Origin of the sequence: Microbispora siamensis (assembly GCF_016863095.1) — a bacterium.
GTDB lineage: Bacteria > Actinomycetota > Actinomycetes > Streptosporangiales > Streptosporangiaceae > Microbispora > Microbispora siamensis.
Map to the genome: position 1 here is coordinate 183779 of NZ_BOOF01000003.1, position 14282 is coordinate 198060.

At 74.1% G+C, this 14282-nt stretch carries 9 protein-coding genes; 6 read left to right on the plus strand and 3 right to left on the minus strand.

What is annotated here, in order from left to right; all coding sequences use genetic code 11:
* Positions 1 to 167: 167 nt before the first annotated feature.
* On the plus strand, positions 168 to 1532 hold the full coding sequence (locus Msi02_RS03940; protein WP_204047100.1) for an FAD-binding oxidoreductase: 1365 nt from the start codon (positions 168 to 170) through the stop codon (positions 1530 to 1532).
* A 7-nt stretch (positions 1533 to 1539) separates the two neighbouring features.
* On the opposite strand, the gene Msi02_RS03945 is transcribed toward Msi02_RS03940, so the two are convergent.
* The gene (locus tag Msi02_RS03945) at positions 1540 to 4845 is read right to left on the minus strand and encodes an ATP-binding protein (protein ID WP_204047101.1); all 3306 of its coding nucleotides are present in this window, start codon (positions 4843 to 4845) and stop codon (positions 1540 to 1542) included.
* A gap of 152 nt (positions 4846 to 4997) precedes the next feature.
* On the opposite strand from Msi02_RS03945, the gene Msi02_RS03950 reads away from it, so the two are divergent.
* Entirely contained in the window at positions 4998 to 6350 is a 1353-nt protein-coding gene (locus Msi02_RS03950; RefSeq protein WP_204047102.1) for an FAD-binding oxidoreductase, read from the plus strand.
* Here Msi02_RS03950 and Msi02_RS03955 read toward each other — a convergent pair whose 3' ends face one another.
* Entirely contained in the window at positions 6351 to 7034 is a 684-nt protein-coding gene (locus Msi02_RS03955) for a DUF4097 family beta strand repeat-containing protein (RefSeq protein ID WP_204047103.1), read from the minus strand.
* A 147-nt stretch (positions 7035 to 7181) separates the two neighbouring features.
* On the opposite strand from Msi02_RS03955, the gene aceB reads away from it, so the two are divergent.
* From aceB to Msi02_RS03970, 3 genes are read left to right on the plus strand one after another with little or no spacing between them, the layout of a single operon-like run.
* Entirely contained in the window at positions 7182 to 8771 is a 1590-nt protein-coding gene (gene aceB, locus Msi02_RS03960) for a malate synthase A (protein ID WP_204047104.1), read from the plus strand.
* Between the two features lie 24 nt (positions 8772 to 8795).
* Positions 8796 to 10247, plus strand: coding sequence for an FAD-linked oxidase C-terminal domain-containing protein (locus tag Msi02_RS03965; protein WP_204047105.1), 1452 nt, complete (start codon positions 8796 to 8798; stop codon positions 10245 to 10247).
* Positions 10247 to 11623, plus strand: a complete 1377-nt coding sequence (locus Msi02_RS03970; RefSeq protein ID WP_204047106.1) for an FAD-binding oxidoreductase — start codon at positions 10247 to 10249, stop codon at positions 11621 to 11623. The genes Msi02_RS03965 and Msi02_RS03970 overlap by 1 nt, the downstream gene beginning before the upstream one ends.
* Before the next feature lie 32 nt (positions 11624 to 11655).
* On the opposite strand, the gene Msi02_RS03975 is transcribed toward Msi02_RS03970, so the two are convergent.
* Positions 11656 to 12855, minus strand: a complete 1200-nt coding sequence (locus Msi02_RS03975) for an RNA-guided endonuclease InsQ/TnpB family protein (RefSeq protein ID WP_239108105.1) — start codon at positions 12853 to 12855, stop codon at positions 11656 to 11658.
* Positions 12856 to 13016: 161 nt separating this feature from the next.
* Between Msi02_RS03975 and Msi02_RS03980 the strand changes: the two genes are divergently transcribed.
* Positions 13017 to 14273, plus strand: a complete 1257-nt coding sequence (locus Msi02_RS03980; RefSeq protein WP_204047107.1) for a (Fe-S)-binding protein — start codon at positions 13017 to 13019, stop codon at positions 14271 to 14273.
* The last annotated feature ends 9 nt before the right edge of the window (positions 14274 to 14282 follow it).

A 14282-nucleotide genomic window follows, 5' to 3' on the forward strand; every position in this document is an offset into this window, starting at 1 on the left:
CGAAAACCCCTCTGATCGCTGCGGCAAGCGTAGAGCCGGGACGAGCCCTACCGGAACGGTCCACTTGTGGGCCACTTGGACGGTCTCCAAGCCGCGCCCATGCCCGCTCCGATCCCCGTGCTCCACGGTGGTCCCACACGAGGAACCCACGATGGGGAGGAGAAGAGATGGACCAGGTGAAGGCGCTCGGCGCCGATCTCCGCCGGGTGGTGCGCGGCCGGGTGCTGGTGCGCGGCGACGAGGGCTTCGACGAGAGCCGGCGTCCCTGGGACATGGCCGTCGACCAGCGGGTCGCGGCGGTCGTCGAGGCGCGGGACGCGCACGACGTCGCGGCCGTGGTGGGCTACGCGAACCTCGCCGGGCTGCGCGTCGCCACCCAGCCGAACGGGCACGCCCCCGCCGCCTTCGACGACGCGATCCTGCTGCGCACCACGGCGTTGCGCGGCCTGACCGTACGGCCGGCGGAGCGGGTGGCCCGGGTGGAGGCCGGCGTCTCGTGGGGCGAGGTGCTGACGGCGGCGGGCGAGCACGGGCTGACGCCCCTGGCGGGCAGCACGGGGGTCGTCAGCGCCACCGGGTTCACCCTGGGCGGGGGCCTGAGCTGGTTCGGGCGCAGGTACGGCTTCGCCGCCGACAGCGTGCGCGCGTTCGAGGTCGTGAACGCCTCGGGCGAGCACGTGACCGTCACGGCCGGCAGCGACCCCGAGCTGTTCTGGGCGCTGCGCGGCGGCGGGGGCGACTTCGCGGTGGTGACCGCGATGGAGATCGACCTGCACCCGGCGCCGGTGCTCTACGGCGGGCGGATCCTGTGGCCGGCCAAGCGGGCCGCGGAGGTCCTGGCCGCCTTCCGCGCCACCACGGCCGAGGCGCCCGAGGAGCTGACGGTCTGGTTCCACCTGCTGCAGTTCCCGCCACTGCCCGAGCTGCCCGAGCCGCTGCGCGGCCTGTCGGCCGTGACGATCGAGGTCACCCACCTCGGCGACCCGGACGAGGCGCGGGCCCTGCTGCACCGGTTCGACCGGATTCCCGAGGCCGTCTTCGACACGCGCGGCCCGATGCCGGTGGCGAACCTCGCGGACGTCTGCGCGGAGCCGACCGACCCGACGCCCGCGCTGCTGCGCTCGGAGCTGCTCACCGGGCTCGGCGACGCCGAGGCGGCGGCGCTGCTGGCCGCCGCCGGGCCGGGCACCATCGCGCCGCTCGCCTACGTGCAGATCCGTCACCTGGGCGGGGCGCTGGCCCGGGTGAACGAGAAGGGCGGGGCCTGCGGCCACATCGCGGAGCCCTACCTGCTGAGCACGCTCGGGGTCCTCGCGGCGCCCGGCATGGCGGAGGGGATCCGGCGGCGGCAGTCGGCCGTCGCCGACGCGGTGGCGGGGGTCGCGAGCGGCCGCACGCCCTTCACCTTCCTCGGCCACGGGGAGTCGGCGGCCTCCGCCTTCCCGGCCGGGATCCTGGCCCGCCTCCGGGAGATCAAGCGCCGCCGCGACCCGCACGGCGTGATCCTCGGCAACCACCCCGTCCTCGGCTGACGGCGGCTCATCCCTCCAGTTCGGCGAGGAGCCGCGTGCTCTCCCCCGCCCAGTGGTCCAGCCCCAGGCGCAGATGCGTCTCGTGGGCCCGGCGCGCGTGGCGCAGGGCGAGCCCGCGCTCGCCCGTGGCGTCCGCCAGCTCGGCCAGGACCAGGTGGGTGGAGCCCCAGCCGGCGCCGCCCATGCCGCTGACCACGAGCCGTTCCCCGTACGGCGCGAGCCTGCGGTAGAGGGCGGCGGGGTCGGGCACGCCGAGCCGGGCGGCGACGTGGCCCCACACGACGACGAGCAACTCGGCGGTCCAGTCGTCGCGGATCTCACCGCTCCAGCGCTCCGCCAGCCGCCGGGCGAGCGCGGCGTCGCCCACATCGAGGGCCGCCAGCGCGGCGACCGCGCGCAGCGGCACCATGTCGGCGTCGTGCGCCCGGGAAACCAGCCGGTCGGCGATCTCGTCCACCCGGCCCTGCCCGCGGCGGCAGGTGTAGAGGGTGACCAGGCCGGGGTAGTCCAGCCCCCACATGCTGAACCCGGAGATGAGCGCGGTGAACTCCTCCGCGAGGCGTTCGGCCTCCGCCCAGTCGCCGCGCATCGTGCGACCGGCGGCCTCGGCGATCCGCGCCATCCCGGTCATCTCGGGACGCTTGATCTCTTCGGCCAGCCGGGCGCAGCGGGCGAGGTCGCGGTCCCATTCCGCGAACTCGCCCGCCCGCAGCAGGTGCGCCATGCGGAAGACACGGGCGACGGCCTCCGCCGTCGGGTCCAGGGGAAGGGCGAGCATCTCCTCGACCGCCCGGCGGCGCTCGTCCTCCCGCTCGGAGACCCAGGCGGCCATCACGTAGTTGTTGAGCGAGCGGGCCAGCAGGCGGGGGTCGCCGGTGCGGCGGGCCAGCCGCACGCCGTCGGCGGCCAGCCGCTCCCCCTCGGCCCGGCGCGGCGAGTAGTACAGCTCCAGGCCCAGGGTGCCCAGCAGGGTGGCCCGCTCCGCGTCGCCGAGCGGCTCCTCCAGCAGGCCCTCCAGCAGGGCGACGGACTCGTCGTCCACGGCGCCGTAGTGGCGCCAGTTCCACACCGACATGCCGCCGAACACGGTGACGGCCTCGATCAGCGTCGCGCGCTCGCCGATCGCGGCGGCGAGGCCGATCGCCTCCTCCAGGGCCGACCTCGCCCCGGCGACGTCGCCGACCGCGCGCAGCGCCTCGCCGCGGCGCACCAGCAGCGCGCTCCGCCGGGCGGGGTCCGCCGGCCCGAGGGCGGCGAGGGCCCTGCCCCACCACTCCACCGCCTCGTCGTACGCGCAGCCGGCGGCGGCCTGCCGGGCGGCCAGGACGGCGTACTCCACCGCCTTGGCGGCCCCGCCCGCCCGGGCGGCCGCCACGAAGTGGTGGGCGAGCACGGACGCCTCGACCCCCGCAAGCGTCTCCAGCGCCTCCCCTGTGCGCAGGTGCAGCCGCGCCGCGCGCACCCGGCCGAGACCCGCGTAGAGGGCGTCGCGGACGAGGGCGTGCGAGAACCGGTAGTCGAAGCCGGGCGCCTCGACGAGCAGCCCCGTCGCCACGGCCGGTTCGAGCCGCAGCATCACCTCGTCCGCGCCCACGCCGCAGGCGGCCTCCAGCGCGTCGAGGCTCACCTCGCGGCCGAGTACGGCGGCCGCCTCCAGCAGCGCGCGGGTCTCCTCCGGCAGTCGCGCGACGCGGCGGCCGATGACCTCGCGCACCCCCTCTGGCACGCCGACGGAGGCGGCGTCGAGCCGGTGCTCGCTGCCCAGCAGCCGGATCAGCTCGCCCAGATAGAAGGGGTTGCCCCCGGTGCGCTCGTGGAGCAGCGCGGCGAGCCGTGTGTCCGGCAGGTCGCGCCCGGCCAGGTAGGCGGCCACGTCCTCCCGGGTGAACGGCGGCAGCGTGAGGCGCTCCGCGCCGCGTTCGCGGGCGAGCACGGCCATCGTGTCGCGCAGTTGCTCGGGGTCGCCGCCCGGCTCCGGACGGATCGTCGCCAGCACCAGCACCGGCGACCGGTGCAGTTCCCCGGCCGCGAACGCGAGCAGGCGCAGGGACGACGCGTCGGCCCAGTGCAGGTCGTCGAGGACGACGAGCGCCGGCCCCGCCGCCCGGAGGGCGGCGGCCACCCGCTCGTGCAGCTCGAACAGCGCGGCGCCGGGGTCGCCGCCGGGTGTCCGTCCCGGCGTTCCCCCGGACAGGGCGGCCAGCGCGTCCGCCGCGTCCGGGCCGAGGTCGCGCAGCACCCGCAGCCAGGGCCAGAAGGCGGGGGCGCCGGTGTCCTCGGCGCAGCGGCCCCAGGCGACCGTCATGCCCAGGGCGGCCGCCTCGTCGGCCGCCGCCTCCGCCAGGCGGGACTTGCCGATGCCCGCCTCCCCGGCCACCAGCAGCACGCCGCCCCGGCCGCGCCGGGCCTCGGCCAGGCGTGCGGCCACGCGTCCGAGCTGCTCGCGCCGGGCGACGAGCCCGTCGTGGACGACAGTTCCCGGCGTGGTCCCGGGCGGGACGGCCGTCACCGGCGCGGCGGCGGGGGCGAGCAGGGCGGGCCCGGGGCCGTCGAGGTCCGGCGACTGGCCGAAGACGGCCTGCTCGAGCCGCCGAAGCTCGGGGCCGGGCTCCAGGCCCAGCTCCCCGGCGAGCAGCTCCCTGACCCTGCGCAGCGCGGCGAGGGCGTCGGCCTGCCGTCCGGATCGGTAGAGGGCGAGCACGAGCAGGCTCCACAGCCGCTCCCGGTAGGGGTGGTCCTCCACCAGGCGTTCGAGGTCGGGCACGCACGATCCCGCGTCGCCGAGCGCCAGCCGGGCCTCGAACCAGTGCTCGGTGGCCGTGGCGCGCAGCTCGGTCAGCCGCGCCACGACCGGCTGGGCGAACTCGTACGCGGTGAACTCGGCGAGCGGCTCGCCCCGCCACGTCTCCAGCGCGGCGCGCAGCGACTCGGCCGCGGCGGCGTGCTCGCCCCGGGCGAGCGCCCGCCCGCCGTCCTCGGCCAGCGCGGTGAAGCGGACCAGGTCCACCTGGCCGGGCGCCACCGCCAGCAGGTAGCCGGGCTCGCGGGTGACCAGCACCTTCGGCGGCGTGCGCGGCGGCCGGCCGGGTTCGAGCGCCCGGCGGAGCTGGGAGATGTACCCCTGCAGGGTCCCGGTCGCGCTCGACGGCGCCTCGCCCTCCCACAGCTCGTCGATGAGACGGTCGAGGGAGACCACGCGGCCCGGCTCCAGCGCGAGCACGGCCAGCACGGCACGCTGCTTGGGCGTGCCCAGGTCGACGGCCCGGCCGGTGGCGTCGGTGACCTCGATCGGGCCGAACAGGCGAAAGTCCATCGTTCCTCATCGCGAGACGTGTACCGGAAATCGGACTCCTACCGTAGGACCAGACGATTCCGAGCCGATTCCCAATCATCGCCAAACGGGATGTAGCAGGGTTGATCGCGAGCGGGGCCGACCGGCGCCGCCGGACGCAGCAGGAGGAGAGCGTGACAACCCTGGGAACCGACCTTCGCCGCACGGTACGCGGGCAGGTCCTCGTCCCCGGCGACGACGGATTCGAGACCGCGCGGCTGCCGTGGAACCGGGCGGTCGACCAGCGGGTGGCCGCGATCGTGGAGGTCGAGGACGCGGCCGACGCCGCCGCCGTGGTCCGCTGCGCGAGGCTGGCCGGCCTCGCCGTCGCGGCGCAGCCGAGCGGGCACGGCGCCACGACCCGCCTCGACGGGACGATCCTGGTGCGCACCGGACGGCTGCGCGGCGTGGAGGTCCTGCCGGAGCGGCGGACCGCCCGTGTCGAGGCCGGCGTGCAGTGGGGCGAGTTGCTGACCGCGACCGGCAAGCACGGGCTGACCGGCCTGCCGGGCAGCTCCCCCGTCGTCAGCGTCACCGGCTACACCCTCGGCGGCGGGCTCGGGTGGTTCGCCCGCAGGCACGGCTGGGCGGCCGGCGCCGTACGCGCCTTCGAGGTGGTCGGCGCCGACGGCGCCCAGGCCCGCGTGACCGCCGACTCCGACCCCGACCTGTTCTGGGCGCTGCGCGGCGGCGGGGGCGACTTCGCGCTGGTGACGGCGATGGAGCTGGACCTGCACCCGGCGCCGCTGCTGTACGGCGGGCGCATGCTGTGGCCCGCGGAGCGGGCGCCCGAGGTGCTCGCCGCCTACCGGGAGGTGACCGCCGCGGCGCCCGCGGAGCTGACCGTCTGGTTCGCGATGGCGAAGTTCCCGCCGGTGCCCCAGGTGCCCGAGCCGCTGCGCGGGCTCGCCGTGGTCGCGGTGGACTCGACGTTCCTGGGCGGCGAGGAGGAGGGGCGCGACCTGCTGCGGCGGTTCGAGGACATCCCCGGCCTGCTGAACGACAGCCGCGCGGCGATGCCCCTGGACGCCCTGGGCGGCATCTGCGCCGAGCCGACGCAGCCGGTGCCCGGCGCGGGCCGCGGCGAACTGCTGACCGGGCTCGGCGACGCCGTGGCGGACGACCTGCTCGCGGCCGTGGGCGACGTCGCCCCCTTGGCCACGGTGCAGGTGCGCCACCTGGGCGGCGCGCTGAGCCGGCCCGCCGACGGCGGCGGAGCGTGCGGGCACATCGCCGAGCCGTACCTGCTGAGCATGATCGGGCCGGTCCTGTCGCCGGAGGCCGGGCAGGCGGTCAAGGCGCGGCTGGCGGAGATCGCGCGGGCGATGGCGCCGCACACGACCGGCCGCAAGCCGTTCACCTACCTGGGCGGCGACGAGAAGGCCGCCTCGGCGTTCGACGCGGACACGCTGGCCCGGCTGCGCGAGATCAAGCGCCACCGCGACCCTGACGGCGTCTTCCGCGCCAACCAGCCGGTGCTCGGGTAGCTACAGTTTGTTGACCTCGGCGTCGCCCGCTCCCGTCTTCACGACGATCGTGCGCGGCGCCGAGTGATCGACGGGAACCCCGATCTTCCCGTCCCCGATGCCGGTCTCGACGGTCACGTTGTACGTCGCCGCCGGCACCCACAGATGGGCGTCGCCCGCACCGGTCTCCGCGCGCACCAGGTCGGGCACGGCGGTGAACCGGAGCCTGACGTTGCCCGCCCCGGTGTTGGCCGTCACCTGCTTGCCGGCCAGGCCACGGCTGTCGACGTCGCCGGACCCCGTGGTCACCTCCACCGGGCCGGTCGCGTTGCGCAGGGTGACGTTCCCCGACCCGCTGTCGAGCTTGAGCCTGACGCCATGCGGCACCTCGACCCGGTAGTCGACCCAGCAGTTGTCGCACTCGTACGCCAGCGTGAGCGTGCCGCCGCTCACGCTGTGGCCGTCGGCGGGCTTGTCGCCCCGCCAGTGCCGGGTCTCGGTGACGTGGACGCCGGTCCTGCCGGTCTCGGTCACCACGATGTCGCCCGCCCCCGTGTGGGCGTCGATGGCCGTGACCGCGTCCTTGACGTCGTAGGACATCGTGTCCTGCTCCCCGCCGCCGATGTTCAGCTTCACGTCGCAGGCCGCCACGGCGAGGCTCATTCCCAGGACGGCCCCCACGACGGCCATCGTCTTGTGTCTCATGTCCTCGATCTTCGGCGATGCGTCGGGCGTCGCCCATCGGGGAATCCCCGGACCGCCCCCTGAGGAAGTCCCTGGCGTTGACCCCCGGCCATCCCCTGAAGTAGCGTCGATTCCACGATTCAGAACTATTTTTCCGGAAGGTGGAAAATGACGGAAGGCGTCGAGATCACAGGCCCCCTGCTGGACCGGTTCGACGAGATCCTCACTCCCGAGGCCCTCGGCTTCGTGGCCACCTTGCAGCGCGAGTTCGACCCCAGGCGCAGGGAACTGCTCGCCGCGCGTCAGGTGCGGCAGGAGGAGCTGTCCGCGGGCGGCATGCTCGATTTCCTTCCCGAGACCGCCCACGTCCGCGAGTCCGAGTGGCGGGTCGCCCCGCCGGCTCCGGGGCTGGAGGACCGCCGGGTCGAGATCACCGGTCCCGTCGACCGCAAGATGACGATCAACGCACTCAACTCCGGTGCCAAGGTCTGGCTGGCCGACTTCGAGGACGCCAACTCCCCGACCTGGGAGAACACGATCAACGGGCAGCTCAACCTGCGCGACGCCCTCGACCGTACGATCGACTTCGAGTCGGGCGGCAAGACGTACGCGCTGCGGCCGGACGAGGAGCTGGCCACGATCGTGGTCCGCCCGCGCGGCTGGCACCTGCCGGAGAAGCACATCCTGGTGGACGGCGCGCCGATGTCCGGGTCGCTGCTCGACTTCGGCCTCTACTTCTTCCACTGCGCGCGGCGGCAGATCGCCAAGGGCCGGGGGCCGTACTTCTACCTGCCGAAGATGGAGTCGCACCTGGAGGCGCGGCTCTGGAACGACGTGTTCGTCCGGGCCCAGGAGCTGCTCGGCATCCCCAGGGGGACGATCCGGGCGACCGTGCTCATCGAGACCTACCCGGCCGCGTTCGAGATGGAGGAGATCCTCTACGAGCTGCGCGAGCACTCCGCGGGCCTCAACGCCGGCCGCTGGGACTACCTGTTCAGCGTCATCAAGAAGTTCCGCACCCGGGGGCGGGAGTTCCTGCTGCCCGAGCGCAACGCGGTGACGATGACCGCGCCGTTCATGCGGGCCTACACCGAACTGCTGGTGCGCACCTGCCACAAGCGCGGCGCGCACGCCATCGGCGGCATGGCGGCCTTCATCCCCTCCCGCCGCGACCCGGAGGTCAACAAGGTCGCACTGGAGAAGGTGCGGGCCGACAAGACCCGGGAGTCGGGCGACGGTTTCGACGGCTCCTGGGTGGCCCACCCCGACCTCGTGCCGATCTGCCGCGAGGTGTTCGACGGCGTGCTCGGCGACCGGCCCAACCAGCTCGACCGGCTGCGCGAGGACGTCCACGTCACGGCCGAGGACCTGTTGTCGGTGTCCAAGACCCCCGGCGAGATCACCGAGGCCGGGCTGCGCAACAACGTGGACGTCGGCCTGCGCTACCTGGCGGCCTGGATGGGCGGCAACGGCGCCGCGGCGATCCACAACCTGATGGAGGACGCGGCGACCGCCGAGATCTCCCGTTCGCAGGTCTGGCAGTGGATCCACAACGACATCACGCTGGCCGACACCGGCGCGGTGGTGACACGGGAGCTCGTCGAGCGGATCATCGAGGAGGAACTGGCCGGGATCGCCGCCGGGCCGGGCTACGACGAGAAGCTCTACGCGCAGGCAACGGCGCTGTTCAAGGAGGTCGCCCTTGACGACGACTTCGCGGAGTTCCTTACGCTTCCGGCGTACGAGCGGATGCCGTGACGATGTGAGGGGAAGCGGGAGCCGATGTCCGAGCTCGAACGGCTGACGGCACGGCTGGCGGCCGTGCTCCCGCCGGACGCCGTCATCACCGACCCCGTACGGCTGCGCACCTACGAGTGCGACGGGCTGACCGTCCACCGGGCCACGCCCGGGGTGGTCGTGCTGCCGGGGACGGCCGAGGAGATCGCCGCGGTCGTACGGCTGTGCGGCGAGCACGGCGTGCCGTTCGTCGCGCGGGGGTCGGGCACCGGCCTGTCGGGCGGCGCCCTCCCCCGCACGGACGGCGTGCTGATCGTCACCTCCCGCATGCGGCGGATCGTGGAGATCGACATCCCGAACCGCCGGGCAGTGGTGGAGCCCGGGGTGACGAACCTGGCGATCACCGAGGCGGTCCGCGACCGGGGGTACTACTACGCCCCCGACCCCTCCAGCCAGCAGGTCTGTTCGATCGGCGGCAACGTGGCGGAGAACTCGGGCGGCGCGCACTGCCTCAAGTACGGCTTCACGGTCAACCACGTGCTCGCCGCCGAGATCGTCACGCCGGACGGGGAGATCGTGGAGCTGTCCGCCCAGGACCCGGGCTACGACCTGCTCGGCGCGTTCGTCGGCTCGGAGGGCACGCTCGGCATCGCCACCAAGATCACCGTACGGCTGTCGCGGGCGCCCGAGGCGGTCACGACCCTGCTCGCCGCCTTCACCGGCATCGAGGCCGGCGGGCACGCGGTGTCGGCGATCATCGCGGCGGGCGTCGTGCCCGCCGCCATCGAGATGATGGACGCGCTGGCGATCGAGGCGGCCGAGGCCGCCGTCCACTGCCGCTACCCCGCCGGGGCGGGAGCCGTACTGGTGGTGGAGCTGGACGGCCCGCGCGCCGAGGTGGAGCACCAGTTCGCCGAGGTCGAGCGGATCTGCCACGAGAGCGGCGCCTTCGAGATCCGGGTGGCCGCCTCCGCCGAGGAGCGGGCGGCCATCTGGAAGGGCCGCAAGTCGGCGTTCGCCGCCGTGGGCCGGATCAGCCCGGCGTACATCGTGCAGGACGGCGTGGTGCCGCGGACCGCGCTTCCCCGCGTGCTCGCCGGGATCGACCGGCTGCAGGAGGAGTACGGCATCCGCGTGGCCAACGTCTTCCACGCGGGCGACGGCAACCTCCATCCCCTCGTGCTGTTCGACGACTCCGTGCCCGGCGAGGCCGAGCGGGCCGAGGCCGTGAGCGGGCGCATCCTCGACCTGTGCGTCGAGCACGGCGGGTCTATCACCGGGGAGCACGGCGTCGGCGTGGACAAGGCCCGCTACATGCCCCGGATGTTCACCGAGGACGACCTCGACACCATGCAACTCGTGCGGTGCGCGTTCGATCCCCGTGGTCTCGCCAACCCCGGCAAGATCTTCCCCACCCCGCGCCTGTGCGGCGAGGCGCCGGGAGTGCGCAGGGGCGCTCACCCCCTGGTCGAGGCCGGCCTCGCGGAGCAGTTCTGATGGACGCGCGGGACGCTCTGAAGGCGCTGGAGGCGACCGGCGTGGCCGGGCGCGCGGCCGGCGACGGGGACGAGGTCGCGGGCGTGCGGCCGCGCTGGGTGGCGCTGCCCGAGTCGGCCGAGGAGATCGCGGCCGTGATGCGGGTCTGCGCCGCGCACGACCTGGCCGCCGTCGCGACGGGCGGCGGGACCAAGCTGCACTGGGGCGCCCCGCCCGACCGCTGCGACGTGCTCGTGGACCTGTGCTGCATGAACCGGGTGCTGGAACACGCGGCGGGCGACCTGGTCGTCCGGGCGCAGGCCGGGGTGACCGTGGAGGCGCTGGCGCGCGCTCTGGCCGAGGGTGGTCAGGAACTCGCGCTCGACGTTCCCGTCCCATGCACCACGGTCGGCGGGCTGCTGGCCACCGGGATCGCCGGGCCGCGCAGGTTCCGGTACGGCACGGCCCGCGACCTGCTCATCGGCGTCACGGTCGTGCTCGCCGACGGCACGATCGCGAAGTCGGGCGGGAAGGTCGTCAAGAACGTCGCCGGATACGACCTCGGCAAGCTGTTCACCGGCTCGTACGGCACGCTCGGGATCATCGCGGACGCCACCTTCCGCCTCCATCCCCTGCCCGCCGCCCGCGCCTGGGTGACGTTCACCGTCGAACGTCCGGTGACGGAGACCGTCGAGCCCTACGTGTACGAGGGCAGGACGTTGGACACCACGAGCTTCGAAGCGGCCGCGGCCCTGCACGCCGTGATCCCGGCGGTGACCGAGTCACCACTGGAGCCGAGCGCGGTGGAAGTGGACTGGCCCGACGTGGCGGGCCCCTGCACGGTGGCGGTCCTGGTGGAGGGCGCCGCCGCGGCCGAGCGCGCCAAGGCGCTGTGCGGCCTCGTCGGCGACGCCACGGGCGGGGTGGTCCAGGTGAGCGAGGAGCCGCCGCCGTGGTGGGGGCGCCTGCCCGAGCCGCCGGGGCCGGACGAGCCGCCGGGCCCCGAGGGCCGAGCCGCGGACGGCGGGGAGATCCTGCTGGAGGTCAGGAACGTCCCCTATCGGCTGGCCGGGAGCTTCGTCGAGCCCTTCTGCGCGGCCCGCACGGCGGACGTGCGCGCGGCGGTGCGCGGTTCCCTGGCCTCGCACGTGTTCCACGTCGCGTTGCCGCCGGACACCGAACCCGGCCGGGTCGCCGGCTTCACCGGCGTGTTGCGCGACGACATGGAGGCGGACGGCGAGGGCCGCGTCGTCGTGCTCGCCGCGCCCCCGGAGGCCGCGCGCCGCCTCGACCGGTGGGGGCGCGTCGGCGCGCTGCCGCTGATGCGGCGGGTCAAGGAGCGGTTCGACCCCGATCGCCGGCTGTCGCCCGGCCGTTTCATCGGAGGCATCTGGTGACTCCTCCGCTCCCTGAAGGAAGCGGCTTCTCGCTAAGCCGCTTCCGCAGCGTCGCGAAGGGCAAGCCCTGCCCTGAGAATGTTCCTGGCCGCGTTCACGTCAGCGTGTTCGGTGTGCCCGCACGCCGTACAGGCGAACTCGGCTTGGGTGAGGCGGTTGTCCTTCGCGCAGTGCCCGCACCGCGAGCAGGTGCGGGAGGTGTTGGCGGGGTTCACCGCGATCAGCTCGCGACCGGCGCTTTCAGCCTTGTGCGCGAGCACACGCAGGAACACCCCCCACCCCGCGTCCAGGATGCTCCGGTTCAGCCCCGACTTGGCCGCGACGTTCCGCCCAGGCTGGATGATCGTGCCCGACGCGGACCGGGTCATGTTCGCGATCCGCAGGTCCTCATGCACGATCACGTCATAGCCGCGGACCAGGGTGAGCGCGGCCTTGTGCGCGCCGTCCAACCGCTGGCGGCGCACCTTGGCGTGCAGCGCGGCGACGCGCGCCACGGCCTTACGGCGACGCGTGGACCCGCGCTTTTTACGGGCGAGGTCCCGCTGGGCGGCGGCCAGCCGGTCAGCGGACGCGGCCAGGTGCCGCTGGTTTTCGATGTGGTCGCCGTCGGATGTGGTGGCCAGCGACGCGACGCCCATGTCGATCCCCGCGACCGCGCCCGTCGCGGGCAGGGGTTCGGCGGGCACCTCGTCGCACGACAGCACGACGAACCAGCGGGCGCCTTCCCGCTTGACGCTGATCGTCTTGACGGTGCCGAGCACACGGCGGTGCTGGTGGACCCGGACATGCCCGATGCCCTGCAGCCGCACGTAGGTCGCGGCCGGGTTTTCGGGCTGGGAGTCCCACCGGCAGCCGTCGCCGTCCTTGGGCCACTCCACGGTGTCGAACCGGCCCCGCCCTTTGAACCGGGGAAACCCCGGCGTGCGCCCGGCTCTCATGCGGGCGAAGAACGCCACAAACGCCTTGTCCAACCGGCGGAGCGTGGCCTGCTGGGAGGAGAACGACCATCGGCCCTGACCGGTGGGGTCGTCGGCGCGGATGTGCTTCAACTCGCCCGACTGGCCGCCGTACCGGACCCTCACCCCGGCTCTGCGGTAGGCCGTACGGCGGTGCTCCAAGGCGGCGTTGTACAGCTCCCGGTGGTCGTGCAGGCACTGCGCGAGCGCGGCGGCCTGCCTACGGGTGGGGCGCAGCAGGAACTTGAACGACCGGCGCACACCCACCTCCCACATTCGGTAATCAGATCATCACGCTACTGGAAGGCACCGACAAAACCCGGAAGGAAATCTGTGATGCACAGACCACGCAGGTCAGGACACGTTCGGGCCTTGGCTGCCCTCCCCCTCCCGATTCCCCCGTCGCCTCAAGGCGACGGTCCCCTCGTGAGACGTTGATGGACCCCGAGCTGATCAGGGACTGCGTCCACTGCGGGTTCTGCCTGCCCACCTGCCCCACGTACGTGCTGTGGGGCGAGGAGATGGACTCCCCGCGCGGGCGCATCCACCTCATGGGGCAGCACGTCGAGGGCACCCCGCTCACCGACGCGATGGCCGGCCACTTCGACGCCTGCCTGGGCTGCATGGCGTGCGTCACCGCGTGCCCGTCCGGAGTGCGGTACGACCGATTGATCGAGCAGACGCGCGCGGTCGTCGAGCGGGAGCACGTGCGCCGCCCCGACGAGCGCGCGATCCGGGCGCTGGTGTTCGCGCTGTTCCCCCACCGGCGCAGGCTGCGGGCGATGCGGCTGCCGATGCGGCTGGGCAGGCGCCTGCAGCCGTTCCTGGAACGGGTCAACCCCTCCCTCGGCGCGATGGCCGAACTGGCGCCCGCCGTCCCCCGGCCCGTACGGCTGCCGCCGCTGGTGCGGGCGAGGCGACGGCGCAGGGCGCGGGTCGGGCTGCTCACCGGCTGCGTGCAGGGCGAGTTCTTCCCCCAGGTCAACGCGGCGACGGCCCGGGTGCTCGCGCTGGAGGGCTGCGACGTCGTGATCCCGCCCCGGCAGGGCTGCTGCGGGGCGCTGTCGCTGCACTCGGGCCGCGAGGCCGAGGCGCGCAGGTTCGCCCGCCGCACGATCGCCGTCTTCGAGCGGGCCGGCGTGGACGCCGTGGTGGTGAACGCGGCGGGCTGCGGGTCGAGCATGAAGGACTACGCCGAGGTGCTGGCCGGCGAGCCTGCCTGGGCGGCCCGCGCCGGGGCGCTGCGGACCCGGGACCTGGCGGAGTTCCTGACCGAGCTCGGACCGGCCGCCGAGCGTCACCCGCTGCCCGTCACGGTCGCCTACCACGACGCCTGCCACCTGGCCCACGCCCAGGGCGTGCGCGCCCAGCCGCGTGAGCTGCTGCGCGCGATCCCGGGGCTGGAGCTGCGGGAGGTCGAGGAGTCCGCGATCTGCTGCGGGTCTGCGGGCACCTACAACCTCTTCCAGCCGGAGGCGGCCCGGCAACTGGGCGACCGCAAGGCCGAGCGGGTGCTCGCCGCCGGCGCCGACGTCCTGGTGTCGGCGAACCCGGGATGCACGATGCAGATCGCGGCCTCCGTCCGCAGGGCGGGCAAGGGGGAGATCCGGGTCGCGCACACGGCCGAGGTGCTCGACGCCTCGCTGCGCGGTCTCGAACCCGGCATGCTGGGACGGTCCCCGCATCGAGGATGACACCGCCGC